The 26,094-nt window shown below is 73.7% G+C and carries 24 protein-coding genes; 13 read left to right on the top strand and 11 right to left on the bottom strand.

All coding sequences use genetic code 11. From position 1 onward, the window contains the following. Positions 1–9: 9 nt before the first annotated feature. The 6 genes from GA0070610_RS27010 to GA0070610_RS26985 form a co-directional block, all read right to left on the bottom strand. Positions 10–1,296 carry an adenylosuccinate synthetase gene (locus GA0070610_RS27010; RefSeq protein WP_089002636.1) on the bottom strand — a complete coding sequence of 429 codons (1,287 nt, stop codon included), beginning with the start codon at positions 1,294–1,296 and terminating at the stop codon, positions 10–12. Positions 1,297–1,342: 46 nt separating this feature from the next. Further along, positions 1,343–2,302: a hypothetical protein gene (locus tag GA0070610_RS27005; RefSeq protein ID WP_089002635.1), complete on the bottom strand. Its 960-nt coding sequence runs from the start codon at positions 2,300–2,302 to the stop codon at positions 1,343–1,345. 9 nt (positions 2,303–2,311) lie between these two features. Continuing rightward, positions 2,312–3,286 (bottom strand): serine/threonine protein kinase, encoded by a 975-nt coding sequence (locus GA0070610_RS27000; protein WP_089002634.1) that lies wholly within the window; start codon positions 3,284–3,286, stop codon positions 2,312–2,314. Next, positions 3,283–4,038: an NUDIX hydrolase gene (locus GA0070610_RS26995; RefSeq protein ID WP_089002633.1), complete on the bottom strand. Its 756-nt coding sequence runs from the start codon at positions 4,036–4,038 to the stop codon at positions 3,283–3,285. The genes GA0070610_RS27000 and GA0070610_RS26995 overlap by 4 nt, the downstream gene beginning before the upstream one ends. Before the next feature lie 154 nt (positions 4,039–4,192). After that, positions 4,193–5,017 (bottom strand): MaoC/PaaZ C-terminal domain-containing protein, encoded by an 825-nt coding sequence (locus GA0070610_RS26990; protein ID WP_231926248.1) that lies wholly within the window; start codon positions 5,015–5,017, stop codon positions 4,193–4,195. Between the two features lie 248 nt (positions 5,018–5,265). Then, positions 5,266–6,621, bottom strand: coding sequence for a 3-oxoacyl-ACP reductase (locus tag GA0070610_RS26985; protein WP_089002632.1), 1,356 nt, complete (start codon positions 6,619–6,621; stop codon positions 5,266–5,268). A 55-nt stretch (positions 6,622–6,676) separates the two neighbouring features. Here GA0070610_RS26985 and GA0070610_RS26980 point away from each other — a divergent pair, with 55 nt between their 5' ends. The 4 genes from GA0070610_RS26980 to purB all read left to right on the top strand — a co-directional run bounded on the left by GA0070610_RS26980 (position 6,677) and on the right by purB (position 11,008). Beyond that, positions 6,677–7,969, top strand: a complete 1,293-nt coding sequence (locus tag GA0070610_RS26980; protein WP_089002631.1) for an acetyl-CoA C-acetyltransferase — start codon at positions 6,677–6,679, stop codon at positions 7,967–7,969. A gap of 69 nt (positions 7,970–8,038) precedes the next feature. Beyond that, on the top strand, positions 8,039–8,554 hold the full coding sequence (locus tag GA0070610_RS26975; protein WP_089002630.1) for a SigE family RNA polymerase sigma factor: 516 nt from the start codon (positions 8,039–8,041) through the stop codon (positions 8,552–8,554). Next, complete coding sequence (locus GA0070610_RS26970) at positions 8,551–9,327, top strand: hypothetical protein (protein WP_089002629.1); 777 nt, start codon at positions 8,551–8,553, stop codon at positions 9,325–9,327. Before GA0070610_RS26975 ends, GA0070610_RS26970 begins: the two co-directional genes overlap by 4 nt. Positions 9,328–9,586: 259 nt before the next feature. Further along, entirely contained in the window at positions 9,587–11,008 is a 1,422-nt protein-coding gene (gene purB / locus GA0070610_RS26965; protein WP_089002628.1) for an adenylosuccinate lyase, read from the top strand. 46 nt (positions 11,009–11,054) lie between these two features. Here the strand turns inward: purB and GA0070610_RS26960 are convergent, their stop codons facing one another. Together GA0070610_RS26960 and GA0070610_RS26955 are read right to left on the bottom strand one after the other, a co-directional pair. Beyond that, positions 11,055–11,621, bottom strand: a complete 567-nt coding sequence (locus GA0070610_RS26960) for a YbjQ family protein (RefSeq protein ID WP_089002627.1) — start codon at positions 11,619–11,621, stop codon at positions 11,055–11,057. A gap of 24 nt (positions 11,622–11,645) precedes the next feature. Continuing rightward, on the bottom strand, positions 11,646–12,329 hold the full coding sequence (locus GA0070610_RS26955; protein WP_089002626.1) for a S1 family peptidase: 684 nt from the start codon (positions 12,327–12,329) through the stop codon (positions 11,646–11,648). A gap of 415 nt (positions 12,330–12,744) precedes the next feature. Between GA0070610_RS26955 and purS the strand changes: the two genes are divergently transcribed. From purS to GA0070610_RS26935, 4 genes are all read left to right on the top strand, one after another. Beyond that, the gene (purS, locus tag GA0070610_RS26950) at positions 12,745–13,008 is read left to right on the top strand and encodes a phosphoribosylformylglycinamidine synthase subunit PurS (protein ID WP_089002625.1); all 264 of its coding nucleotides are present in this window, start codon (positions 12,745–12,747) and stop codon (positions 13,006–13,008) included. Beyond that, positions 13,005–13,688, top strand: a complete 684-nt coding sequence (gene purQ / locus GA0070610_RS26945) for a phosphoribosylformylglycinamidine synthase subunit PurQ (protein WP_089002624.1) — start codon at positions 13,005–13,007, stop codon at positions 13,686–13,688. Before purS ends, purQ begins: the two co-directional genes overlap by 4 nt. Before the next feature lie 67 nt (positions 13,689–13,755). Further along, positions 13,756–16,461, top strand: a complete 2,706-nt coding sequence (gene purL, locus GA0070610_RS26940; RefSeq protein ID WP_231925828.1) for a phosphoribosylformylglycinamidine synthase subunit PurL — start codon at positions 13,756–13,758, stop codon at positions 16,459–16,461. A gap of 4 nt (positions 16,462–16,465) precedes the next feature. Next, positions 16,466–17,221, top strand: a complete 756-nt coding sequence (locus GA0070610_RS26935; RefSeq protein ID WP_089002623.1) for a 2-phosphosulfolactate phosphatase — start codon at positions 16,466–16,468, stop codon at positions 17,219–17,221. A gap of 219 nt (positions 17,222–17,440) precedes the next feature. Here GA0070610_RS26935 and GA0070610_RS26930 read toward each other — a convergent pair whose 3' ends face one another. Further along, on the bottom strand, positions 17,441–19,366 hold the full coding sequence (locus GA0070610_RS26930) for a carboxypeptidase-like regulatory domain-containing protein (RefSeq protein ID WP_331716486.1): 1,926 nt from the start codon (positions 19,364–19,366) through the stop codon (positions 17,441–17,443). A gap of 159 nt (positions 19,367–19,525) precedes the next feature. Here GA0070610_RS26930 and GA0070610_RS26925 point away from each other — a divergent pair, with 159 nt between their 5' ends. The 5 genes from GA0070610_RS26925 (at position 19,526) to amcA (ending at position 24,274) form a co-directional block, all read left to right on the top strand. Continuing rightward, positions 19,526–19,879, top strand: coding sequence for a sterol carrier family protein (locus GA0070610_RS26925; RefSeq protein WP_089002622.1), 354 nt, complete (start codon positions 19,526–19,528; stop codon positions 19,877–19,879). 171 nt (positions 19,880–20,050) lie between these two features. Further along, positions 20,051–21,589, top strand: coding sequence for an amidophosphoribosyltransferase (gene purF / locus GA0070610_RS26920; RefSeq protein ID WP_089002621.1), 1,539 nt, complete (start codon positions 20,051–20,053; stop codon positions 21,587–21,589). Between the two features lie 57 nt (positions 21,590–21,646). Continuing rightward, positions 21,647–22,801 (top strand): phosphoribosylformylglycinamidine cyclo-ligase, encoded by a 1,155-nt coding sequence (gene purM, locus GA0070610_RS26915; protein WP_089002620.1) that lies wholly within the window; start codon positions 21,647–21,649, stop codon positions 22,799–22,801. Positions 22,802–22,968: 167 nt separating this feature from the next. Then, on the top strand, positions 22,969–24,072 hold the full coding sequence (amcB, locus tag GA0070610_RS26910) for a cyclophane-forming radical SAM peptide maturase AmcB (RefSeq protein WP_331716526.1): 1,104 nt from the start codon (positions 22,969–22,971) through the stop codon (positions 24,070–24,072). Further along, complete coding sequence (amcA, locus tag GA0070610_RS26905; RefSeq protein ID WP_089002618.1) at positions 24,041–24,274, top strand: multiple cyclophane-containing RiPP AmcA; 234 nt, start codon at positions 24,041–24,043, stop codon at positions 24,272–24,274. The genes amcB and amcA overlap by 32 nt, the downstream gene beginning before the upstream one ends. A gap of 142 nt (positions 24,275–24,416) precedes the next feature. Here amcA and GA0070610_RS26900 read toward each other — a convergent pair whose 3' ends face one another. Further along, complete coding sequence (locus GA0070610_RS26900; RefSeq protein WP_089002617.1) at positions 24,417–24,632, bottom strand: DUF3073 domain-containing protein; 216 nt, start codon at positions 24,630–24,632, stop codon at positions 24,417–24,419. A 286-nt stretch (positions 24,633–24,918) separates the two neighbouring features. After that, positions 24,919–26,001, bottom strand: coding sequence for a Glu/Leu/Phe/Val family dehydrogenase (locus tag GA0070610_RS26895; RefSeq protein WP_089002616.1), 1,083 nt, complete (start codon positions 25,999–26,001; stop codon positions 24,919–24,921). Positions 26,002–26,094: the final 93 nt, after the last annotated feature.

Genomic DNA, 26,094 nt, shown 5'->3' with positions numbered 1-26,094 from the left:
CGCCCGGCGTCACGCCGACGCCTCGGCCGGCGTTCTGGCCGACGGGAGGGGGCGCCGGGCGGGCAGCGGACCGTGTGGGGTCTTGTCGTCGGCGGTGGGACCCCGCGAGGTCAACACCACGGGCACGCCCAGCTCCTCCTGCACCGCCGCCGTCCAGTCGGGCGGCGGGGCGTCGTCGTACACCGGGCGGGAGCGCAGCAGGTGGGTGGTGAGCGCGGCCTGCCGGTCCAGGTCGCCGGGCGGGCCCGGGGTGAGCCGGTCGGTGGTGTCGTAGCGGCGGCAGATCCGCAGCCCGGGGCCGGCGAGGTCGACGTGGGTGAGCGCCAGGCCGTCGACCCCGCCGGCCGCGGCGAGGGCGTACCGGTGGGCGACCGCGTCGAAGTGGCCGAACCGGAACCGCCCCTGCCACGGGTTGGTCGGGTTGTGCGGGTCGGTCAGCGGCAGGGCCGGGTCCTCGGTCACCAGCGGGCCGGGGCCGTGCCGGGTGGTGACCACGCGCAGCACCCCGATCCGGGTGGCCGTACCGGCCTGGCCCGCCTCGGCGAGCAGGCCGTCGACGTTGGCGAAGGTGGTGGTGCTCCACGTCGTGTACGGGTGGAAGCCGTGCCACTCGTCGAGCAGCACCCCCTGCGCGCCCTCGAAGACGCAGGTGCCGGCGCGCAGCGCCCCGGCCAGCCAGCTCCGGTCGACGATCGCGACCCGCGCGGCGAAGCCGGTGAACGCGGGCAGGCAGTCGGCGACGGGCGGCGCGTCCAGCGGGCCGAGCTCGGCGGTCAGCCGGTCCCGCAGGGCGGTCAGCCGGCGGCGCAGCCGCCCCGGGTCGCCGCAGTCGGCCACCCGGGGCGCCTCGTCTGGGTGGGCGAGACCGTACGCGACGGCCTCGCCCACCCCGAGCCCGCAGGAGCCGTGCCGGTCGGCTCCCCGGGCGATCTCCCGGGCCCGGTTGGCGGCCCGGTGGTACGGGGTGGCGAGCAGCGCCTCCCCGTCGACGGTCAACCGGTCGAGCGCGTCGGGCACCCCGACCGAGGCGAGGTGGTCGGCCTCGGCGGCCAGCGCGAGCGGGTCCACCACCACGTGCCGCGACAGGTGCGTACGGACGCCGGGATGGAACGTGCCGGCGCCGAACTGCGCGAACGTGTGGTGCCGCCCGTCGCGCAGCACGACGTTGTGCGCCGCCTGCGCGCCCCCGTTGAAGCGGACCACCGTGTGCACGGGTCGGGTGGCGCAGAGCCAGTCCACGACCGTGCCCTTGCCGGCGTCGCCGAAGCCGAGGTCGACCACCGCCACGTGGTTCACAGCCGGGTCACCTCTCCGGAGCCGGGGCCGACCACCGCCACGGGTCTCACAGCCGGGTCACCTCGCCGCCGGTGTCGCGGAACGCGGGCAGCGTCGACACCTCGGCGCGCCGCCCGCCGCGCAGGCGGGCCAGCGCCTTCGAGACGGTGCCGGTGGCGCCGGAGCCGGCCCGGTCGAGGTCGCGCAGGCCCTCGTCCAGGTCGATGGCCTGCTCGCCGAGACCGACCGTGAGCGCGATCGTCTCGCAGACCGCGTCGAGGTCGTCCAGCACGACGGCGTTCTGCCCGAGCAGGTCCCGCCACGAGTCGAGCACCTTGGCGTTGCCGGAGTAGTGGCTGCCCGCGGGGAGCAGGTAGTAGGTGTCCCAGCGGCGGGTCACCTCGTCGACGATCTGCCGCAGCGGCACGTCCTCGCGCAGGTCGCCGCCGATGACGCGGGCCACCTCCCGGGACTTCACCTGCGGGTACGCCAGCTCGTCGCCGATGATGAACAGGTAGCCGCGCCGGCCGCGCTTCTCCCAGGCGTCGGTCACGGTGTGCCGGGCCATGAAGTACATGGCCAGCTCGTACGACTCGGTCATCTGCCCGCCGCCGCCGCCCTCCAGCACGATCCGGCCCAGGTCGTCGTCCATCCGGTTGTCCGACTCGAACTGGCCGACCTGCAAGGGCACCCGGTCGCAGGTGGCGTCGCCGATCGCGCCGAACATGATCTGCGGGTCGCTGGCGTAGCCCTGCCGTTGCAGCAGCCCGAGCAGCTGCGGCAGCTTGGTCTGCAGGACGCGCGGCACGTTGCGCATCGAGCCGGTGACGTCGAAGAGCACCGCGATGGGCGTCGACCGGGGGTGCTCGGCGGAGTCGCGGCTCTCGCGCATCGCGTCGCGGGGGTCGAGGGCGGGGTGCACCTTGCGCGCCCCGCTGTCGCTGTAGGAGAACGCGCTCTTGCCGGTCTTCCGGCGGTAGCGGTCGGCGGCGTCGTACACGTCGGTGGACCACATTCCACTGCCCATGACAGCTCCTTACGGGGTGAGGGTGAAGGGTCGGAAGGTGCGCGGCCCGTAGAGCCGGTCCAGCACCTCGTCCAGCTCGCGCAGCAGGAGCCACGCGTCGTCGGGCCGGGCGCCCAGCGCCCGCTGCCGGCAGCCCCGCGCGAAGGCGTCCAGCTCGCGGGGCGCGCGCGGCCCCATCAGCCAGCTCATGCATCCGCTGGCCATCGCGATGTCGGTGCCCGGCCCGCAGGGGCGCTTCCGGGGGATCTCGTCGGGGTACCACCGCGCGTCGTAGCCGGGCACCAGCGCGGGGACGGTGCTGCCGACGGGCGCGGAGAAGCACCAGTCGACCAGCACCACGCCGTGCCCGTCCGGCTCGATCAGCACGTGCGGCGGCAGGACCGCGCCGTGCACGACGCCCGCCTGGTGGGCCAGGCCGAGCGCCACCAGCAGCCGGCGCCACATCCAGGCCACGTCGCGGGCGTCGACCCCGTCCGGGTACGCGCGCCGGATCTCGTCGAGGTCGTGCAGGCCGGGCGCGGTGGCGAGCACGTTGATCCGCCGTTCGGCGCCGGTCGCGGCGTCGGAGTGCCTGAACGAGTCCACCAGCCGGGGCACGTACGGCAGGTAGCGCGGGTCGCCACGCTCGGCGATGGTGCGCAGGGCGTGCGCCTCCCGGGCCATCAGGTCGTTGTCGGTGGGGCGCCGGGGCAGCTTGAGCAGCCGGTCGGCCCCGACGTCGTAGAGGTCGGCCAGGTCGCCCGAGTGGGCCGGCGTGCCGAGGCGGTAGTCGCCGAGCACGGTGACCTGCCGGGCCCGCCAGCGGGTGGTGACCCGGATGAAAGCGTCGGTGGCCTCGGCGCGTACGGCCGGGTCGGCCGGCAGGCGGTCGGGGTGCAGGGCCGCGACCAGCTCGCGGTAGCGGCGGGCCGACTGGTCCGTGCCGAACAGGTCGGCGTCGGTGCGGGCCGCCGTGACCAGGCGGACGGCTTCCGCGGTCCTCATCGCACCGTCTCCTCCCGGGCGGGGCGCAGCAGCGCCGGGTGCAGCAGCCGGGCGTCGCCGGCCCGGTAGAGCCGGGCGCGGGGGCCGCCGCGGGCGCCGCCGCGCTCGGTGCTGGTGCCCGTGCTCTCGACGAAGCCCGGCACGGAGAGCACCTTGCGGTGGAAGTTGCCGGCGTGCAGCGGGTGGCCCCAGACCGTCTCGTAGACGGCGCGCAGCTCGCTGACGGTGAACTCGCCGGCGAGGAAGCGCGTGGCGAGCGGGGTGTATTCCAGCTTGGACCGGGCCCGCTCCAGCGCGTCGTCGATGATCCGGCCGTGGTCGAAGGCGAGCTGTCGGCTGGTCAGCGCGGTCACCGGCAGCCAGATCGCCTCGTCGGCGTCGGTGCCGGCGGCCGGGTCCGGCAGGTCGGGGGCGAACGCGAGGTGGGCGACGGAGACGACGCGCATCCGCGGGTCGCGGTCGGGGGTGCCGTAGCTGCCCAACTGCTCCAGGTGTACGCGGCGCAGCCCCTCGCCCCCGAGCCCGGTCTCCTCGGCCAGCTCCCGCCGGGCGCCGGCCGCGAGGTCCTCGTCGGGGCGGACGAATCCACCCGGCAGCGCCCAGTGGCCCTCGAAGGGGGGCTGGCCGCGCCGGATCAGCAGCAGGTGCAGCGCGCCGTCCCGGATGGTCAGCGCCACCACGTCGACGGTCACGGCGACCGACGGATAGGCCCGGGGGTCGTACGCGGCCAGGAAGTCCTGCTCGTCAACCATGTCTCTCTCATCCTGAGAACATCTCGATGTGAGAACAACCTAGCGCACCGAAACGCCCCTGCCAAGCCCGGGAGCGGATCCGGCAGGGGCGTGTCGGCTTCGTCAGGGGCGCGTCAGCCTCGGCGGGGGCGGCTCAGCGTCGGCCGGGGGCGGCTCAGCGCACGAGGCCCGCCAGGTGCGGCCGGCCGCGCGAGTCGTGCAGGGCGAACCCGCCCTCCGGCAGCAGCCCGAAGCTCACCGTGCTCGGCAGCGGCACCGGCAGCTTGAAGGCCACCTCGACCGTGTAGGCGTCCGGCAGCCGGTTCTCCAGCGCGGCCAGGCAGCGCGCCTTGCTCCACATCCCGTGCGCGATCGGCCGGGGGAAACCGAACAGCCGGGCGCCGAGGCGCGAAGTGTGGATCGGGTTGTGGTCGCCGGAGACCCGGCCGTAGTCCGTACCGACGCGGGGCTCGACCCGCCAGCGCGCCGAGCCGGCCGGCGTCGTGGGCCGCCCGGGCTGGTCGCGCCGCCCGCCGCCGCCCCGCTTGCCCTCCCTGCCGAGGTACGTCGAGACGCCCCGCCAGACCTCCTCCCCGCCGACCGAGCCGACGAGCACCACGTCGACCTGCCGCCCCCGGTCGTGCGGACGCAGGTTCTCCGCGTACGCGGAGAAGTCGAGGGTCTCGTCGGCGGTGACCGGGCGGCGCACGGTGATCCGGTTGCCGACGTGCACCACGCCCGTCAGCGGGATGGGGAACTCGGGCGCGGTCATCAGCCGCAGGGCCAACGGAAAGCCCATGACGTGCGGGAACGTGGCGGGCAGCCGGTCGGTGAGCCGGAACCCGCAGACCCGGTCGTAGTCGGCGAGGTGCGTCCGGTCGACGGCGATCCCGCCGACGGCCAACTCGACCGCCGGGACGCCCGACGAGCGCCGCCCACCGCCGAGGCCGGGCAGCGCGCCGAGCAGCGCCCTTCGGTAGAGCGCACCGGCCGCCGGCATCCGGGGCAGCTCGACGCGCTCCCGGGCACCCGTCCCGGCCGGCCCGACCGCGCCGGCGAGGTCCTGCGTCACCTCCACGGCGGAGGCGGAGAGGTCGTGCGTCTGTTCGAGGCTCAGGTCGTGGCCGGACGCTTCCGGCCCGCGGATCGCGTCCAGGGTGTCCTGCGACAGGATCTCGGTCGGGCCGTCGATCAGCTCGTGCACCGACAGGTCGTCCGGCTCCTGCGGCGGCTGTCCTCTCCTCGCCATCACGCCCCCAGCAGGCTCTGGCCGCAGACCCGGACGACGTTGCCGCTGACCGCGCCGGAGGCCGGCCACGCCAGCCAGCCGATGGTCTCGGCGACGTCCACCGGCAGCCCGCCCTGGGACATGCTGTTCATCCGCCGGCCCGCCTCGCGGATCACCAGCGGGATGCGCGCCGTCAGCCGGGTCTCGATGAACCCGGGGGCGACCGCGTTGACGCTGATCTGCCGCCCGCGCAGCGCCGGGGCGAGCGACTCCACCAGCCCGACCACGCCCGCCTTGCTGGTGGCGTAGTTGGTCTGGCCCCGGTTGCCGGCGATGCCGGCGATCGAGGAGACCGAGACGATCCGGCCGCCCGCCGGGATCAGCTCCCGCTCCAGCAGCACGTCGTTGATCCGTTCCTGGCTGGAGAGGTTGACGTCGATGACCGAGTCCCACCGGTCGGCGTCCATCCGGCCGAGGGTCTTGTCGCGCGTGATGCCGGCGTTGTGCACCACCACGTCGACCCGGCCGTGCCGGTCGGCGAAGTGCGCGGCGAGCCGGGCCGGGGCGTCGGGGGCGGTCAGGTCCAACTGGACGGCCGTGCCGCCGATCTCGTTGGCGACCGCCGCCAGCTCGTCCCCGGCCGCCGGGATGTCCAGCGCGACCACCCGGGCGCCGTCGCGGGCCAGCACCCGGGCCAGCGCCGCGCCGATGCCCCGGGCCGCCCCGGTGACCAGCACGACCTGCCCGTCCAGCGGGCGGTCCCAGTCGGCCGGGGCGACGGCCGTGCCGGCACCGACCCGCACGACCTGCCCCGAGACGTACGCGGACCGGCCGGAGAGCAGGAACCGCAGGGTCGCCTCCACGCTGGTCCAGGTGCCGGCGTCCGGGTCCTTCGTCACGTACACGAGCTGGGCGGTGACGCCCCGGCCGAACTCCTTGCCGATGCTGCGGGTCAGCCCCTCCAGGGCCCGCTGGGCGGTCGCCTCCCGGGGCGAGCCGCACTCGTCGGGCGGGGTGCCGAGCACGACGACCCGGCCGCTGGGCAGCACCGAGCGGGCGCGCGGGTGGAAGAAGTCGTACAGCTGGCGCAGCTCGGCGGAGTCGGTGACGCCGGTGGCGTCGTACACCAGGGCGGCGAAGCGCTCGGTGGACTCCACGGCGCCGGGATCGCGCAGCTCGACCCCGGCGGCGGTCAGGACCTTGCCGGCCTGCTCGGCGAGCCGGCCGCCGGTCGCGGCGCCCAGCAGGACGGGGCCGGGCACGATGGGGTCGCCGGGGGTGTGTCGGCGCAGTCGCGGCGGGTCGGGCAGCCCGAGGCGCTTGACCAGCGTGCGGCCGGCCCCCGATCGGACGAAGCTCGCGTACCTGTCGGTCATAGGCGTAGCCTACTGGCGAGTAAGGTAAGGGCAAGTCTTTCGAGGAGGCGGGATCGTGCAGAGCATCCGGCGGGTCGCGGTCATCGGCGGCAACCGCATCCCCTTCGCGCGGTCCAACTCGCGGTACGCCAGCGCGTCGAACGCCGACATGCTGGGCGCCGCGCTGGACGGGCTCGTCGCCCGGTTCGGCCTGGCCGGCCAGCGGGTCGGCGAGGTGGTGGCCGGCGCGGTGCTCAAGCACGCGAAGGACTTCAACCTGACCCGCGAGGTCGTGCTCGGCTCGAAGCTCGACCCGCACACCCCCGCGTACGACATCCAGCAGGCCTGCGGCACCGGGCTGGAGGCCGCCATCCTGGTCGCCAACAAGATCGCCCTCGGGCAGATCGAGGTCGGCATCGCCGGCGGCGTGGACACCACCTCCGACGCGCCGCTCGCGGTCAACGAGGAGATGCGCCGCACACTGCTCCGGCTCAACAGCGCCCGCACCCTCGGCGAGCGGCTGAGGATCGCCGCGAAGCTGCGCCCCACCCAGCCGTTCAAGCCGGAGATCCCGCGCAACGCGGAGCCGCGTACCGGGCTGTCGATGGGGGAGCACGCCGCCCGCACGGCGCTGCGCTGGCAGGTCGACCGGCAGGCCCAGGACGAGCTGGCGCTGCGCTCGCACCAGCGGCTCGCCGCCGCGTACGACCGGGGGTTCTTCGACGACCTGGTCACCCCCTACCTCGGGCTCACCAGGGACCAGAACCTGCGTCCCGACACCAGCCTGGAGCGCCTCGGCACGCTGAAGCCGGTCTTCGGCGCGAAGGGACCCGACGCCGAGGCGGCGACCATGACGGCCGGCAACTCGTCGCCGCTGACCGACGGCGCCTCGACGGTGCTGCTGGCCAGCGAGGAGTGGGCCCGCGAGCACAACCTGCCCGTGCTGGCGTGGTTCTCCTGGTCGCAGGCCGCCGCCGTCGACTTCGTGCACGGCGACGAGGGGCTGCTCATGGCCCCCGCCTACGCGGTGCCCCGACTGCTGGAGCGGGCCGGGCTGACGCTTCAGGACTTCGACTACTACGAGATCCACGAGGCGTTCGCCTCGCAGGTGCTGGCCACCCTGGCCGCCTGGGAGTCCCCCGAGTTCTGCAAGGACCGGCTGGGGTTGGACGCCCCGCTCGGCGCGATCGACCGGGAGAAGCTGAACGTCAACGGCTCGTCGCTGGCCGCGGGGCACCCGTTCGCGGCCACCGGCGGGCGGATCGTGGCGACCCTGGCGAAGCTGCTGGCGGAAAAGGGCGGCGGCCGGGGCCTGATCTCCATCTGCGCCGCAGGCGGCCAGGGCGTGACCGCCATCCTCGAACGCTGACCCCGGCGCGGGCAACCCGCGCGGCCCCGCGCTCCGTCCCCTGGGCATGAGGCGGCGGAGGCGGGACGGATGAGGCGGGCGGACGAGGACGAGTACCGGCAGTTCGTCGGTGCCCGGCTGGATCACCTGCGCCGCACGGCGTACCTGCTCTGCCGGGACTGGCACACCGCGGACGACCTCGTCTCCATCACGCTCGGCAAGCTCTACCGGGCCTGGCCCCGGGTCCGCGCGGCGGAGAACGTCGACGCGTACGTGCGGCGGGTGCTCACGCGCGTCTGGCTGGACGAGCGGCGGCGGCCGTGGCGGCGCGAACGCAGCACCGACGAGGTTCCCGACGGTGCCGCGCCGGACTCCGAACCCGACCTGGCCGACCGGGAGCTGCTGCTCGAACTGCTCGGCAAGCTGCCCGAGCGGCGGCGCGCCGTGGTGGTGCTGCGCTTCTACTGCGACCTCTCCGTGGAGGACACCGCGCAGATCCTCGGCGTCACCACCGGCACGGTGAAGAGCCAGGCCGCCAGAGCGTTGGAGTCGCTACGCCTGCTGGCCGTGGACCAGCCGGCCCTGCGGACGGGAGGGTTCGCGTGACGTACCGGGAGATCTTCGACGCGGCGATCGGCCACGCGCCGCCTTCCTCGATCGACCTGGACGGGGTGATCCTGCGGCAGCGCCGGCTGGTCCGCACGCGCCGGCTCGGGGCGTACGCCTCGGCGGCCGGCGGGGTGCTCGCGCTGGTGCTCGGCGCGGGCCTGGTGGTCGACCGTCCGGACCTGCAGCCGGCGGCCCCGGCGTCCGCCTCGCGCCCCCCGCACCGCAAGAGCAACCAGCACCTGCCCACGGAGGCGGCCGGGCGCTACCGGGACGGGGTGGCGGCGGCCCTCGTGGCGCGGGCGCCCGGAGTCCGGTGGGTGCCACCGACCGGGGTGGGCCGCGGCGTCGTTCCGACGGCACCGGCCCGCGACGCGCCGGCCGGGGTCGCGTCCGAGGACTACCGCAACGTCGGTTTCTCGGTGCGCGCCTATCCGGTCGACCCCACCGGCGCGTTCGGCAACGAGTTGTCCGTCCTGGCGCTGGCCGAGCCGCAGCCGGGCCTGAACCGCGACGTCATGGACTGCGGGAAGCAGATCGTCGACTCGTGCGGCCTGTCGACGGGGCCGGACGGCGCGCGCGTCCGGGAGACCGCGCGCGTCATGGAAGCCTTCGGGGGCGGGGACGTGACCCACTTCCGGCGGGTCGACGTCCTGTACCCCGACGGCACCTGGATCAGGATCTGGCTGCACAGCCGTGACGGACGGTTCGTGCTCACCCCGGAACAGCTCCGGGACCTCGCCCTCGACCCGGCCGCCCGCCCCGCCTGGTGATACCGGCCGCAACAGATCGCTTCGTGTCGGGCACCGGGGCGGGAACTGCCCGGCCAGTGAGGTGGCACGCGCGGCGTGCCTGCTTGGCAGCCGGAGCGCCGGCCTTCCCACCTCCCCTGCGGCAAAGTCGCCGTCCTCTCCAGCGCTGCCCTGGTCCTGTTCCGGAATATCCTGCGCCGGTCGAGCACGGTGTCCGCGCGGTCGGGCGGGCGGACGTCCTCGTCCGGGCCGTCCCGGGCGACGTGAAAGACTGAGGTACGTGACGATCCCGAACGTGCTCGCCAACCGGTACGCCTCACCCGAGCTGGTCGCCCTCTGGTCGCCCGAGGAGAAGATCCGGATGGAGCGGCGGCTCTGGCTCGCCGTGCTCCGGGCCCAGCGGGATCTCGGCGTCCCCGTGCCCGACGGCGTCGTCGAGGCGTACGAGGGGGTGCTCGACCAGGTCGACCTGGCCTCGATCGCCGAGCGGGAGCGGGTCACCCGGCACGACGTGAAGGCCCGGATCGAGGAGTTCAGCGCGCTCGCCGGGCACGAGCACGTGCACAAGGGGATGACCTCCCGGGACCTCACCGAGAACGTCGAGCAGCTCCAGGTGCGCCGCTCGCTGGAGCTGATCCGCGACCGCGTGGTCGCCACCCTCGCCCGGCTCGCCCGCCTCGCCGTCGAGCACTCCGACCTGGTCATGACCGGCCGCTCGCACAACGTCGCGGCGCAGGCCACCACGTTGGGCAAGCGCTTCGCGTCGGCCGCGGAGGAGCTGCTCATCGCGTACGAGCGGCTGGACGACCTGATCAACTGGTATCCGCTGCGCGGCATCAAGGGCCCGGTCGGCACCGCCGCCGACCAGCTCGACCTCTTCGACGGCGACGCCGAGCGGGTGGCGGAACTGGAGCGCCGGGTGGCGGGGCACCTCGGCTTCAACCGGGTCCTCGACAGCGTCGGGCAGGTCTACCCGCGCTCGATCGACCTGGCGGTGCTCTCCGCGCTGGCCCAGATCGCCGCCGCCCCGTCGTCGCTGGCGACCACGATCCGGCTGATGGTCGGCCAGGAGTTGGCCACCGAGGGCTTCAAGCCGGGCCAGGTGGGTTCCAGCGCGATGCCGCACAAGATGAACACCCGCTCCAGCGAGCGCGTCAACGGCTTCGCCGTGATCATCCGTGGTTATCTGTCGATGGTCGGCGAGCTGGCCGGCGACCAGTGGAACGAGGGGGACGTCTCCTGCTCGGTGGTCCGCCGGGTCGCCCTGCCGGACGCGTTCTTCGCCGCCGACGGGCTGTTCCAGACCTTTCTCACCGTGCTGGACGAGTTCGGCGCGTACCCGGCGGTGGTCAACCGGGAGCTGGAGCGCTTCCTGCCGTTCCTGGCCACCACGAAGATCCTGGTGGCGGCGGTCCGGCGTGGCGTCGGCCGCGAGGTCGCCCACGAGGTGATCAAGGAGCACGCGGTCGCGGTGGCGCTGGCCATGCGCGAGAAGGGCGCCGCCGAGAACGACCTCTTCGACCGCCTGGCGGCGGACGGCCGCCTGGGCCTGACCCGCGCCGAGATCGACGCGCTGGTCGCCGACCGTTCCGCCTTCGTAGGCGCCGCCCCGGCCCAGGTCGAGGCGGTCGCCCGCCGCATCGCCGCCGTGACGGACGCCCACCCCCAGGCCGCTACCTACACCCCACCCCCCATCCTCTGATCCCTCGCCCAACGGGGTCGGGACGGGCGCGGGCGGGGTGGATGGGTCAGGCGTCGCGGGTGGGGGTTTCCGCCGCGGTGCGGAGGTTGGGGGCGCTCGCCGGTTCGGCGATGCCGCCCGGGGACTCGGCGAAGGCCGGGTCGTGCGCGGTCTCCGCGGCGACCAGCGGCTGGTCGGGCGGCATGACGTCGGGCATCTTGGGCGCCACCACCACCGCCGTGCCGTACGCGCAGATCTCCATCCACATCTCGCCGCAGTCGCGGCTGTCGAAGCGCATCCCCACCACGGCGTTCGCGCCGATACGACGGGCCTCCTCGCCGAGCCGGGCCACCGAGTCCGTACGCCACCGGGTGAGGTTGTCCGGGGCCATCGGGTCGTACGCGCCACCGCGCAGGTTCTTGACCCCCTCGCGGTACGGGTTCCGCGTCCTGGCCATCGATGACACCACTTCGCCGAGGATCTGGCGGATCTCGTACCCGGGCAGTTGCTCCGTCGTCACGACCAGCACGCTTCCGATGTTGTCAGGGCGGCGGGCGCCCGATCGTCGGCCTTGTTCACCTGATCGGATGCTGCAAAACGGCGCGGCGCGGACGGCCGGCGCGCTGCCGGCCATCCGCGCCTAGCGTGGCGCTAACCGTCAGACACCGGCCGTCTGGGAGATCCAGGCCCGGTTGTACGCGACGCTGCCGTAGTTCTGGATGCTCTGGCCGTCGGCGGTGGAGGCGACGCCGACCTGGCGGCCGTTGTAGAACTGCGGGCCGCCCGAATCGCCCCGCCAGGCGTTGCCGTTGATCCGCGTGCTCCGGATCGCCTGGCCGCCGTACGCGTCGGTGGCGCTGTTGCTGGTCACCCGGACCGACGCGGTCTTGAGCTGGCTGGAGGCCGAGCAGCCGCTGTAGCAGGTCATGCCCCAGCCGTAGATCGAGTTGGTGGAGTTGATCGGCGGGTTGCTGGTGGCCAGCGTGACGTACGAGGTGCTCACCGAGCTGGACAGGCGCAGCAGGGCCAGGTCGTAGCGGCTGTAGCTGGCGCTGACGGTGCGGGTCTGGCCGCCGGAGGAGCGGTAGACGCTGCCGACCCGGACGGACATCGTGCCGCTCACGCAGTGCCGGGCGGTGAGCACCCACTGCGGTGCGATGATCGTGCCGGAGCAGGTGAACGAGCCGTTGCTGAACACGGCGGCGGCCCACGGGGCCGACGAGACGGTGCCACCGCCGATGATCGGCTGCGGGCCGGCCGGGGCGGCGAGGGCGCCGGAGCTGGCGCCGAGCAGGCCGGCCGCTGCGGTGGCCAGCACCGCGATCATGGATCGGATGCGCATGGGGGCTCCTTCGGGGACGGGGCCCGGGTTCACCGGGTCGAGCTGACGGCCGGCGGGCGGGGGTGGCCCGACGGTCGGGCACGTCCGATCGACGTACGACGATGTACGGTAGGGCCCCTGAGATGTCGTTCACAAGAGATCCATCGGAAATGATGGATGAGATGGTATGGCGGGCCGGGCGATCGGGCGGCAGTCCGACGTCCCGACGGAGCGGGGCGAAACGGGCTGGTCGGCAACGGATACGCATCGGGATCGCAACGAACCCGTATCGGTCTCCCGGCCCCACGCCGGGAATGTCGATCACTGTCTGAACCGCGTCCGGCCGGTGCGTCCGGGGCGGTATCTGCCAGGTAGGCTGGCTGCGCTCGCCCGTTGTGGGTCGGCACCCAACTGCGTACACAGTCAGGAGTGCCCAGTGCCTCGCGTCGTCGTCGACGTCATGCTCAAGCCCGAGATCCTCGATCCCCAGGGCCAGGCCGTCGCAAACGCGCTGCCCCGGCTCGGCGTCAGCGACGTCGCCTCGGTTCGGATCGGCAGGCGGATCGAGATCGAATTCACCGGTGAACCGGACCTGGACCGCGCCCGGGAGATCGCCGACAAGTTGCTCGCCAACCCGGTCATCGAGGACTTCACGGTCCGCGTGGTCGAGGCCGACGAGACCGTGGACGCCCGCTCGTGACCGCCCGGGTCGGTGTGGTCACCTTCCCCGGCTCGCTCGACGACGGGGACGCGGCCCGGGCCGTACGGATCGCGGGCGCCGAACCGGTCCGTCTCTGGCACGGTGACCCGCACCTGCACGGGGTCGACGCCGTCGTCCTGCCCGGTGGCTTCTCCTACGGCGACTACCTGCGCTGCGGCGCCATCGCCCGGTTCGCGCCGGTCATGCAGACGATCGTGGACGCGGCCCGGGGCGGCCTGCCCGTGCTCGGCATCTGCAACGGATTCCAGATCCTCTGCGAGGCGCACCTGCTGCCCGGGGCGCTCACCCGCAACCAGCACCTGCACTTCCGCAACCGCGACCAGGTCCTGCGCGTCGAGTCGACCGGCACCGCGTGGACCAACGCGTTCCAGCCCGGCCAGGAGGTGCTGATCCCGGTCAAGAACGGCGAGGGCTGCTACGTCGCCGACACCGCGACGCTGGACCAGCTCGAAGCCGAGGGCCGGGTCGTCGCCCGCTACGTCGGCGGCAACCCCAACGGGTCGCAGCGCGACATCGCCGCGATCACGAACCCCGCCGGCAACGTGGTCGGCATCATGCCGCATCCCGAGCACGCGGTGGAGGCGCTCACGGGCCCCTCCCTGGACGGTCTCGGCTTCTTCACCTCGGTGCTCAAGCACCTGGTGGGGGCGCCGGCGTGACCGTGCGCGGCATCATCGGTCGGCTCACCCGCCCGTCGGGCGGACGCGAGCGCAGCGAGGAGACGTCATGACCACCCATCCGGACGAGGTACGGGATAACCCGGAGGCCTTCCCGGCCGCGCCGGCGCAGCCGGTGGAGCCGCGTCCGGCCGCCGTCGTGCCGCCAGCCGGGCGTACCGGGCCGGCGACCGCCGACTGGGCCGACGGCCTGGACACCGTGCCGCGCGCCGGGGACACCCCCGGTGAGCTCCAGCCGTACGCCGAGCTGGGGCTCCGCGACGACGAGTACGAGCGGATCCGACAGATCCTCGACCGGCGGCCCACCCAGGCCGAGCTGGCGATGTACTCGATCATGTGGAGCGAGCACTGCTCCTACAAGTCGAGCAAGGTGCACCTGCGCCAGTTCGGCGAGAAGGCCCCGCCCAGCGACCGGCTGCTCGCCGGCATCGGCGAGAACGCCGGCGTGGTGCAGGTCTCCGACGAGCTGGCGGTGACCTTCAAGGTCGAGTCGCACAACCACCCGAGCTTCGTCGAGCCCTACCAGGGCGCGGCCACCGGCGTCGGCGGCATCGTGCGGGACATCCTCGCCATGGGCGCCCGCCCGGTCGCGGTGATGGACCCGCTGCGCTTCGGCGCCGCCGACCACCCCGACACCGCCCGGGTGCTGCCCGGCGTCGTCGCCGGCGTGGGCGGCTACGGCAACTGCCTGGGCCTGCCGAACATCGGCGGCGAGGTCGTCTTCGACCCCTGCTACCAGGGCAACCCGCTGGTCAACGCGCTCTGCCTCGGCGTACTGCCGGTCGACCGGCTCCAGAACAAGGCCGCCGCCGGCCCGGGCAACGTCGTCGTGCTGATGGGCGCGCGGACGGGCCGGGACGGCATCGGTGGCGTGTCGGTGCTGGCCAGCGCCACCTTCGACGAGGGCAGCGAGCAGCGCCGCCCGTCCGTGCAGGTCGGCGACCCGTTCATGGAGAAGCTCCTCATCGAGGCCTGCCTGGAGCTCTACGACGCCCGGCTGGTCGTCGGCATCCAGGACCTCGGCGGCGCCGGCCTGACCTGCGCCCTGACCGAGACCGCCGCGGCGGCCGGCACCGGCATGCGGGTCTGGCTGGAGCGCGTGCCGCTGCGCGAGCCCTCGATGGAGCCGCACGAGATCCTGGCCAGCGAGTCGCAGGAGCGGATGCTGCTGGTCGTCGAGCCGGAGAAGCTCGACGCGGTGCTCAAGACCGCCGAGAAGTGGGGCGTCTGGGCAACGGCGATCGGCGAGGTCACCCCGCCGGCGCCGGACGGCCAGCCGGGCCGGCTGCTGATCACCTGGCGTGACCAGCTCGTGGTGGACGTGCCGCCGGGCTCGCTGGTCGACGACGGTCCGGTCTACGCCCGCCCGATGCGCGAGCCGGCCGACCTGATCCTGCTCCAGGCCGACCGCGCCGAGACGCTGCCCCGGCCGGCCGACCCGGAGGCGCTGCGCGAGACCGTGCTGCGGATGATCGCGTCGCCCAACCTGGCCGACAAGACCTGGGTCACCGAGCAGTACGACCGCTACGTGCTGGGCAACACCGTGCTCGCCCAGCCGGAGGACTCCGGCGTGATCCGGATCGACGAGCGGACCGGCCTCGGCGTGGCCCTGTCGGTGGACGGCAACGGCCGGTACGCGCGGCTCGACCCCTACCACGGCACGAAGCTCGCGCTGGCGGAGGCGTACCGGAACGTGGCCGTCACCGGCGCGAAGCCGATCGCCGTCACCAACTGCCTCAACTTCGGCTCGCCGGAGGACCCGGGCGTGATGTGGCAGTTCGCCGAGGCCGTCCGTGGCCTGGCGGACGGCTGCGCCGAACTGGGCATCCCGGTCACCGGTGGCAACGTCAGCTTCTACAACCAGACGGGCGCCGCGCCGATCCACCCGACCCCGGTGGTCGGTGTGCTCGGCGTGCTCGACGACGTGGCCGATCGTGTGCCGATGGGCTTCGTGGCCCGGCCGGGCGGCGACCACGACCAGCTCTTCCTGCTCGGCGACACGCACGTGGAGCTCTCCGGCTCGGAGTGGGCCTGGGTCACCCACGAGCACCTCGGCGGCGTACCCCCGCAGGTCGACCTGGCCCGCGAGCGGCTCCTGGCCGACCTGCTGGCGGAGGCCGCGCGGGTCGGGCACCTCAGCTCGGCGCACGACCTCTCCGACGGCGGCCTCGCGCAGAGCCTCGTGGAGTCCTGCCTGCGGCGCGGCGTCGGCGCCCGGATCGCGGTGCCGGAGCGGTTCGACGGCGGCTCGATGCCGTTCGTCTACCTGTTCAGCGAGTCCGCCGGCCGGGTCCTGGTGTCGGTGCCGCGCGGGCACGAGAAGGCGTTCACCGCCCTCTGCGCCGAGCGTGGCGTGCCGTTCGAGCTGATCGGCGTCACCGACCCGACCGGCGGGGCGCTCGAGGTGCACGGCCAGTTCCGGATCGGCCTGGACGAGCTGCGGGCGGCGCACAGCGAGACGCTGCCGCGCCTCTTCGGGGGCGCCGGGGTCGTCGAGGTGCCCGCCCCGGCCGCCGGCGTGGCGGGTGCGGTGGAGGCCGTGCCGCTGCCCGTCGCCGAGTCGGCCGAGGCGGCGTCGGTGGATCCGTCGGCCGTCGCGAGCGAGCCGATCGCGTCGGCCGCGCCGGTCCCGCCGACGGGTGCCGTCGAGCCGGTGGCCCAGGCGGAGACCGCCGGGCCCCGCCCGGAGCAGCCGGCGGCCGAGGCCGCCGGGTCGGTTCCCGAGCCCGGTGACACCGAGCCCGGTCAGCGCTGAGGCGGTGGCCGCGGCCGTCCACGTCCAACCCGGTTCCGGTGCCCGGTTCGACTGGGGGCTGACGGGGGCGGCCGAGCTGGGCCGGGTGTGCGCGGTGCTGGTGGTGGTGGACGTGCTGTCGTTCACCACCGCCGTGGACGTCGCGGTCGGGCGCGGCATGCGGGTGCACCCGTTCCCGTGGGGCGAGCAGGCGGCCGACTACGCGCGGCGGGTCGGCGCGGTCGCGGCGGTGGGCCGCCGGCAGGTGGGCCCGGACCATCCGTGGTCGCTCTCCCCGGCGGCGCTGAGCACCGCGCCGGTCGTCGCCGACCTGGTGCTGCCGTCGCCGAACGGTTCGGCGATCAGCGCGGCGGCCAGCGCCACCGGGCTGCCGGTGGTCGCGGCCTGCCTGCGCAACGCGCGCGCCGTCGGCCGTTGGCTCACCCACCAGGGGTACGGCGCGACGGACGCGCCGATCGGCGTGATCGCCTCGGGTGAGCGCTGGCCGGACGGCTCGCTTCGGCCCTCCGTGGAGGACCAGCTGGGGGCGGCCTGCGTGCTGGACGCCCTGTCGGGTGTGCCCGGCGGTCTGTCCGTGGAGGCGGCGATGGCGCTCGCCGCGCTCGCCAGCACCCCCGACGTGCCCGCCGCGGTCCGTGGCAGCGTGTCGGGCCGCGAGCTGACCGAGGGCGGCTTCGGCGAGGACGTCGAGGTCGCCGTCCGGGTCGGCGTGTCGGGCGTGGTCCCGGTGCTGCGCCAGGGCGTCTTCTCCGCCACCTGACGGCCCTGCCGCGCGGGCCTCGACGCGACCTGCTGTACGGGCTCGCGCAGGCCGTCGGCCGGCTGCGACGATCCGGCCCGATCCCGGCGCAGCCGCGAGCGGCAAGGGTGCCCGGAGTCCGGCCCGTCCTGGATGGAGCCGCGAGCGGCGGCGAGGGCCGCCCGGGATCCGGACGGCCCTCGCCGTGGTGCTGTGTCGTCGGGGCGTACCCCGCGCGGGTCAGTCGTCGAGCCAGTCCAGCCGGCGCCCGCCCCGGTCCTGCTGCGGTGGGCCGTCCGGGCGGCCGTGACCGGTCGGCTCGTCGTAGCCGCCCGGCTGGCCGTAGCCGCCGCGCGACGTCGAGGGCTCCTGGCCGCCGTAGCCGCCACGGTCCTCGTAGCCGCCGCGCTGCTGCGGGGGCTCCTGCCCGTACCCGCCCTGCCCGTAGCCGGCCTGGTTGTCGTACGAGGTGGGCTGGTCGTAGCCGCTCGGCTGGCCGTAGCCGCCGCGCGACGCCGGGGGCTCCTGACCGCCGTAGCCGCCCGACTGACCGTAGCCGCCCCGCTCGTAGCCGCCGGTCGACTCGCCGCCGCGGCCGTACGCCCCGGGCTCGGACTGGCCGTAGCCCTGACCCTGCTCCGGCTGGTAGACGCCGGTCGCGTACGGGTCGGCCGGGGCCGGGTACTGCGTGGCGTCGCCGGTGTAGCGGCCGGTCGGCTCGTCGTAGCGCTCGCCGTAGCCCCGGCCGCCGCCCGCCGGCGGGTAGCCCGCGGCTCCGGCCGCGCCCGTCGGAGCGCCGTAGTCGTTGCTGCCGTAGCCGCTGCCCGAGGACGGCGCGTTGCCGTAGCCGCCGCCGGACCCGCCGCTGCCGTAGCCGCCGCCGGAGGAGGGCGCGTTGCCGTAGCCGGCGGCGCCGTAGCCACCCGGGCCGGCCGGCTCGTCGCCGTAGCCGCTGCCGGCCCAGCCCTGCTGGTTGCCCGCCGCGCCGTAGGGCTGCGGGGGGGCGCCGTACGGGTCCGGCGGTACGTCGTCGACCACGGGGCGGTGCATCATCGTCGGGGCGTCGCTCAGCGCGGTGCCGCCGACCATCGTCGGATCCGGCGTGGCGCCCACCCGGTTGACCACCCGGGTCTGGTCGTCCGCGCCCCGGAACGCCCCGCGCGCCGCCGGGACCGCGCCGGCAGCCGCCGCGCCCGCCGGGGTGTCGTCGACCTCGTCGCCGCTGTCCTTGCGCCGCATCCAGAGCAGCACGATCGTGCCGACACCGGCGGCGACGAGCAGGCCGCCGAGCAGGATGATCAGCCAGGAGCCCATGCCGCCGGAGTCCTCGTTGCTGGCGTTGGCCGCCGCGCCCGGGGTCGCCTCGGCGCTCTCCTCGGGGGTCTCCTCGACCGGCTCCTCGGTGGGGAGAGCCTCCTCGGTGGCCGAGGGGGTGGCGCTCGGCGTCGTCTCGACCTTGATCGCCAGGGCGATGCGCTGGCCGGTGACGCTCTGCCCGGCGGACGCGTCGAAGCTCTTGGTGGCGTACACCTCACCGACGCTGGCGCCGACGGCGAGCCGGCCGGGCGCGATCGGCTTCTCACTGCTGCCGCTGAAGCGGAAGTTGCCGTCGTCGTCGCTGATCGTGTCGATCTTCTTGCCGGCGCCGTCCTGGAGCATGACCACGGCGTTCGGCACGGCCTTGCCGTTGGCCTGGACGACGACCTTGCCGGAGACCGACTTGACGGTCTGCACCGGGGCCGGCTGGGACGGCTGGGCCTTGCCCTTGACGCCGAGCTGGAAGGTGGCGGTGCCGGGGCCGGACTTGTCGCCCTCGGCCGCCACCGTGACGGTGACGTTGGCGTCGCCAGCGTTGTCGTTGGCCCGCAGCCGCAGCAGCTGGGACCTCGGCCGGTCGTTGTTGAAGTCGATCGTCCCGCAGCCGCCGGCGCAGCTCACGCCGCCCGGGAGGCCGGCGAGGCTGATCTGGACCTTCTCGTCGCCGTCCCGGGGGGTCACCTGCACGGTGACGGCGGCGTCGCTGCCGGCGTTGACGGTGACCGAGCCGGGCGACACGGTGACGTCCGCGGCCAGGGCTGGTGTGGCGGGGGCAGCGAGCAGAGCGCCGACAACCAGCGCCACGACCACACCGGCCCGCTGCTTCCAGGCACGTCGGTGTGTTGACACGTCCACCGCCTTCCGGACTGACTTCCCTCGGCGGCGGGTCGCCGGGCCGGGGATCATCACGGTACGAATACGCCGTCGGCAACTATGCCTTGTCTGACCGGATCGGCGCGACCCAGGGCCAGCGTCAGGCGTGGCGCGCTGAAGCCGTATCGTCCCGTCGTGTCCTCTCCGCACATTAAGTCCGCCGCGGTCGCGGCGGCGTTGTCGGCGCTCGACGAGGGGCGTACGCCCGATCGACCGGTCCTCCGGGAGGCGGTCCGTGCCCTGTTGACCGTCCTCGCGGAGCGCGCCCCCGGCCGATCGGTGGAGGTGCGTGTCCCACCTTACGGCGCAGTTCAGTGCGTTTCCGGTCCCCGACACACCCGCGGCACCCCCGCGAACGTCGTCGAGATGGAGCCGGGGACCTGGCTGGAGGTGGCCACCGGACGGCTCGAATGGGCCGAGGCGATCACCCACGGTCGCGTACGGGTGAGCGGAATCCGGGCCGATCTCTCCGCGTACCTACCGCTCTAGCTGCCGCGATGTCCATCGACCGGTGACGCGTCGGAGCCGTATCGTGACTTTCTGTATCGACATGGATTCGCGTACACTGTCAGGCGACGACAGTGGTCCCGGCCGAGGAGTGCGGATCCCGCCCCCGCGTGATTCCGCAAGGCCGGTCCAGACCAGCATGAGGGAGCGCAGGTGCCCCGAGGCGACGGCCGGCTGAGCCACGACCTTGATCCCCAACGACCAGGCCCCCAGGACGCGTGCGGCGTCTTCGGCGTCTGGGCGCCCGGGGAGGAGGTCGCCAACCTGACGTACTTCGGTCTCTACGCCCTCCAGCACCGTGGCCAGGAGGCCGCGGGCATCGCGGTCAGCGACGGTTCGGGCGTGGTGGTCTACAAGGACCTCGGCCTCGTCGCCCAGGTCTTCGACGAGCCGACCCTCGCCAGCCTGCGCGGGCACGTGGCGATCGGGCACGCCCGCTACTCCACCACCGGCGGCTCGACCTGGGAGAACGCCCAGCCGACCATCCGCTCCACCACGTCCGGCACCACGATCGCGCTGGCCCACAACGGCAACCTGGTCAACACGGCGGAGCTCCAGCGCGAGGTCAGCGAGCGGGGCCTGCTCGCCGACGGCTCGACCAACGACACCTCCCTGGTGACGATGCTGCTGGCCAGCCGCCCGGACCTGTCGGTCGAGGCGGCGGCGCTGGAGGTGCTGCCGCGGCTGCGGGGCGCGTTCAGCTTCGTGTTCATGGACGAGTCGACCCTCTACGCGGCCCGCGACCCGCACGGCGTGCGCCCGCTGGTGCTCGGCCGGCTGGAGCGTGGCTGGGTGGTGGCCAGCGAGACGGCCGCGCTGGACATCGTCGGCGCGAGCGTGGTCCGCGAGGTCGAGCCCGGCGAGCTGATCGCGATCGACGAGGACGGGCTGCGCTCCAGCCGGTTCGCCGCCCCGGAGCCCAAGGGCTGCCTGTTCGAGTACGTCTACATCGCGCGCCCCGACGCCACCATCGCCGGGCGCAACGTGCACTCCGCGCGGGTGCAGATCGGCCGCCAGCTCGCCAAGGAGCACCCGGTCGAGGCCGACCTGGTCATCCCGGTGCCGGAGTCGGGCACTCCGGCCGCGATCGGCTACGCCGAGGAGTCGGGCATCACCTACGGCGCCGGCCTGATGAAGAACCCGTACGTCGGGCGCACCTTCATCCAGCCGTCGCAGACGCTGCGCCAGCTCGGCATCCGGCTCAAGCTCAACCCGCTGCGGGAGAACGTCCGGGGCAAGCGGCTGGTCGTGGTCGACGACTCGATCGTGCGCGGCAACACGCAGCGGGCGATCGTGCGGATGCTGCGCGAGGCCGGCGCGCTGGAGGTGCACGTACGCATCTCCTCGCCGCCGGTCAACTGGCCGTGCTTCTACGGCATCGACTTCGCCACCCGCGCCGAGCTGCTGGCAAACGGGCTGGACAACGACGGCATCCGGCGCTCCATCGGGGCGGACACGCTCGGCTACGTGTCGCTCCCGGGCCTGATCGCCGCCACCGAGCAGCCGAAGACCCGGCTGTGCCGTGCGTGCTTCGACGGGGAATACCCGATCGAGCTCCCCGCCGGCAACCTGATCGGCAAGCACGTGCTCGAAGGGGTGGGCCGGCGGGTCGCCGCGCAGGCGTCCGACACCTCGGAGCACACCGCCCCGCTCGTCGCCACTCCGGGCGGCGTGACCACACACCGCCCGTAGCACCACCCGGCGCGGCCGGTCACCGCCGGCACGGCGCCAGAACCAAAGGGGAGAACCGTGACGCACGTGTCCGAGCGCAGCGGCGCAGGAAGCAGCCCGACCGGCGCCAACGGCGACCGCCAGCCCTGGACGGCCGGCACCGGCCGCCCGGCGCGCAAACGCTCGGTCTCGTACGCGGACGCCGGCGTCTCGATCGAGGCGGGCGACCGCGCGGTCGAGCTGCTGAAGTCGAAGGTGAAGCAGACCCGGCGCCCCGAGGTGATGGGTGACCTGGGCGGCTTCGCCGGGCTGTTCCGCCTGGACACGAAGAAGTACAAGAACCCGATCCTCGCCTCGTCCACGGACGGCGTGGGCACCAAGCTGGTGATCGCCCAGCAGATGGACATCCACGACACGGTCGGCATCGACCTGGTGGCGATGGTCGTCGACGACCTGGTGGCCTGCGGCGCCGAGCCGCTCTTCCTGCTCGACTACATCGCCACCGGCGAGGTCGTGCCGGACAAGGTCGCCGAGATCGGCGCCGGCATCGCCGACGGCTGCCGCTACGCCGGCTGCGCCCTGCTGGGCGGCGAGACGGCCGAGCACCCGGGCGTGCTGCGTCCGGACGAGTACGACATCTCCGCTACCGGCGTCGGCGTCGTGGAGGAGAGCGACATCCTCAGCCCGGAGCGGGTCGAGGTGGGCGACGTGGTCATCGCGATGCGCTCCTCCGGCCTGCACTCCAACGGCTACTCGCTCGTGCGGCACGTGCTGCTGGGCGCGGGCCGGATGCGGCTCGACGTGGTGATCGACGACTTCGGCCGGCAGCGCACCCTCGGCGAGGAGCTGCTGACCCCGACGAAGATCTACGCGCAGGACTGCCTCAAGCTGATCGCCGAGGCGGAGGTGCGCTCCATCGCCCACGTCACCGGCGGCGGCATCCCCGGCAACCTGGTCCGGGTGCTCCCCGAGCACGTCGACGCGGTGGTCAACCGTTCCACCTGGAAGCCGCAGCCGATCTTCGACCTGATCCAGTCCAAGGGGCGGATCGAGGACCCGGAGATGGAGGCCACCTTCAACATGGGCGTCGGCATGTTCGCGATCGTCTCCGCCGAGGACGCGGACCGCGCGCTGGCCACCCTCACGGGCCGGGGCGTCGACGCGTGGCAGGCCGGCGAGATCATCGAGGGCTCCGGCAACGTGCAGATGATCGGCCAGCACACCCGGGGCTGATCAACTCGCGGTGATCGTACGGGCACCTGATCAGGGCTTCACCCGAGTGGCCGTAGCCGCCTAGCCTGAAGGGCACCCTCAAGCTGTCGGGTCACCCGCCCGGGTTCCCGACAGCCCTTCAGGCGCTGAGGAGGGCAATGGCTGCTCGGGGACGGTCGTTCAGCGGGATGCGCGGCCTGGCCGCCGTCCCCTCGTACGTGGTCATGCAGCCCACCACCCTGTGCAACCTGGACTGCGCCTACTGCTACCTGCCGCTGCGGGCGGTCGACCGGCGGATGTCGGTGCCGGTGGCCGAGGCGGTGGCCGCGTCGGTCAATCCCTGGGCGGCGGCGGGCCGCTTCTCGGTGGTGTGGCACGGCGGCGAGCCGCTGGCCGCCGGCCGGGAGCACCTCGCCGCGCTGATCGCGCCGTTCGGGCCGCAGGTCGAGCACCACGTCCAGACCAACGCCACGCTGATCGACGACGCCTGGTGCGCGTTCTTCGTCGAGCACGGGGTGCGGGTGAGCGTGAGCGTGGACGGTCCCCGGGAGCGCAACGGCGAGCGGGTCACCCGGGGCGGCGGCCCCGCGTACGACCGGATCATGCGGGGGGTGGCGGCGCTGCGCCGGCACGGCCTGCCGTTCTCGGCGCTGGCCGTGGTGGGCCGCCCCGGGCCGGGCCTGGCCACCGAGTTGTACGACTACTTCCTCGACCTCGGCTGTGACGTGCTCGGGGTCAACATCGAGGAGACCGAGGGGGTCAACCTCCGCGACAACTCCCACGACGAGAAGCTGGTGACCGCCTTCTGGGCGGAGCTGGTGGCGGCCTGGCGCCGGGAGCCCCGGATCCACCTGCGTGAGGTCGAGTGGTCGCTGCGGTACGCCGCGGCGGTGCTGGACGGCAGCGCGGACGACGTGCTCCCCCGGCGGCTGGACCCGATCCCGACCGTCGGCCACGACGGCTCGGTGATCGTGCTCTCCCCGGAGCTGGCCGGTTTCACCGACGTCCGCTACGGCGACTTCAGCAGCGGCAACGTGCTGACCACCCCGCTGGCCGAGATCCTCGCCCACGCGGACCGGACGCCCTGGGTCGGCGAGTTCCTCGCCGGCGTCGAGGCGTGCCGTTCGTCCTGCCCCTACTTCGGGTTCTGCGGCGGGGGCCACGCGGCCAACCGCTACTTCGAACAGGGGCGCTTCGACGGTACGCAGACCGCGCACTGCCGCAACAGCAAGATCCACTTACTGGAGGGAGTGTTGGAGCATGCCCGAGACCACCAGTCACCGGCAGCCTGACCGGAGGACGGACACCCCGGACGAGGTCGCCGATCGGGTGCGGCAAGCCGCGCCGGGACTCTCCGCACTCCTCCACGAGGCCGAGGCCGCGCGGCGACTACGGGCCGAGGTGGCGGGCGGCGACGGCGCGAGCGCCGTGTGTGCCTGGAACCACTTCGAGAACATCCCGACGTTCTACAACTGGAACAACCGTCCCCGCTGAGCCGGACCGTGATCAGGGACCTGCCGGTCGGCCGGAGGGTTCTCCGGCACGGGCAGGTCCCTGATCGTCGGTCTTGGCGCCGCTTCGATGGGCACATGCGTGAGCACGCGGGCGACACCGCGTGCTCAGCTGTTACCGGAGGTCAGCGGGGCGGACGTACCCAGGGATCCGGGTCTTCGTCCGCGTGATCCTCATCATCGTCGTCGACATACTCTTTGTAGTCGTCGTCGAAGTTGTGCTCAGACTTACCAGCACCCGCCAGTTCGCGCTGCAAGGCGGTGAGGTCGGTGTTCGGGGAGTGGTACTTCAACTCCCGGGCCACCTTCGTCTGCTTGGCCTTAGCACGGCCGCGCCCCATGGCTCGACCCCCTCGCACAGAATGCGGGGCAGCCCGAAGGCGGGCCCCGATGACGTCAGGCATCTCTCGTGGCTCTTACGGTACATGGGGATGCCATCGTTCGGCACCTCGGGTTACCGTCGACCGACACCGCGCGTCGCGGTCATCCGGCCGTCACCGATTGTACCCGGTAAGGAGCGGCACCGGGAGCGCCCGTGACACCGGGCAAAGCCTCCTGAATCCAGCCTAACGGGACGGGCCGCCCTGCGGGGCCGGGGGCGGAACGACGCTCCGCCCCCGGGGGCGCTCAGCGCAGGTGGATCGTGCGCAGCCGGCCGACGTCGGCCATCCGCCGCTCCGCGAGCCGGTCCGCCGCCACCGCCGGCGGCACGCCCTCGGCGTCGGCCAGCCGCAGGATCTCCCGGGTGGTGTCGTAGATCCGGGTCGCGCGCAGCTTGGCCCGCTCGAAGTTGAAGCCCTCGATCTCGTCGGCCACCTGGATCACGCCGCCGGCGTTGACGACGTAGTCGGGGGCGTAGAGGATGCCGCGGTCCGCCAGCAGCTTCTCGATGCCCGAGTGGGCGAGCTGGTTGTTGGCCGCGCCCGCGACGACCTTGGCGCGCAGCGCGGGCACCGTGTCGTCGTTGAGCGCGCCGCCCAGCGCGCAGGGGGCGTACACGTCGATGTCGGCGGCGACCAGCGCGGCGGCGTCGTCGACCAGCGCGACCTGCGGGTGGGTCGCGCGCGCCCACTCCAGGGCCTTCGGGTTCACGTCCGTCGCCACCACCTCGGCGCCGTCGTCGACCAGGTGGCCCACCAGGTACTTGCCGACCTTGCCCAGGCCGGCGACGCCGACGCGCCGCCCGGCGAGGCTCGGGGCGCCCCAGACGTGCTCGGCGGCGGCCCGCATGCCCTGGAAGACGCCCCACGCGGTGAGGATGGAGGAGTCGCCCGCGCCGCCGTGCTCGACGCTGCGGCCCGTGACGTACGAGGTCTCGCGGGCGATCACGTCCATGTCGGCGACGTAGGTGCCGACGTCGCAGGCGGTGTAGTAGCGCCCGGCGAGGGACTCCACGAAGCGGCCGTACGCGCGCAGCAGCGCCTCGCTCTTGATCCGCTCGGGGTCGCCCCAGATGACGGCCTTGCCGCCGCCCAGGTCCAGCCCGGCGAGAGCGTTCTTGTAGGCCATGCCCCGGGAGAGGTCGAGCACGTCGGCCAGGGCTTCGGACTCGCTGGCGTACGGGTAGAACCGGGTCCCGCCGAGCGCGGGGCCCAGGGCGGTGGAGTAGATGCCGATGATCGCCTTGAGGCCGGTCTGCTTGTCCTGGCAGAACACGACCTGTTCGTGACCGCTGGACCCCGGGTCTTCGGTGGTGGCGAATACGCCCATGACTCGCTCCTGGTGTGGGGTGCGTCCTTGTGGGACGCGGACCTGTGGACCGCCGGCGGGATGCTGCCGGTGTCGGTGAGCCTAGTATCGGCC

It is taken from the genome of Micromonospora echinofusca (assembly GCF_900091445.1).
Taxonomy (GTDB): Bacteria; Actinomycetota; Actinomycetes; order Mycobacteriales; family Micromonosporaceae; genus Micromonospora; species Micromonospora echinofusca.
This window is presented reverse-complemented; position numbering and strand designations above follow the sequence as displayed.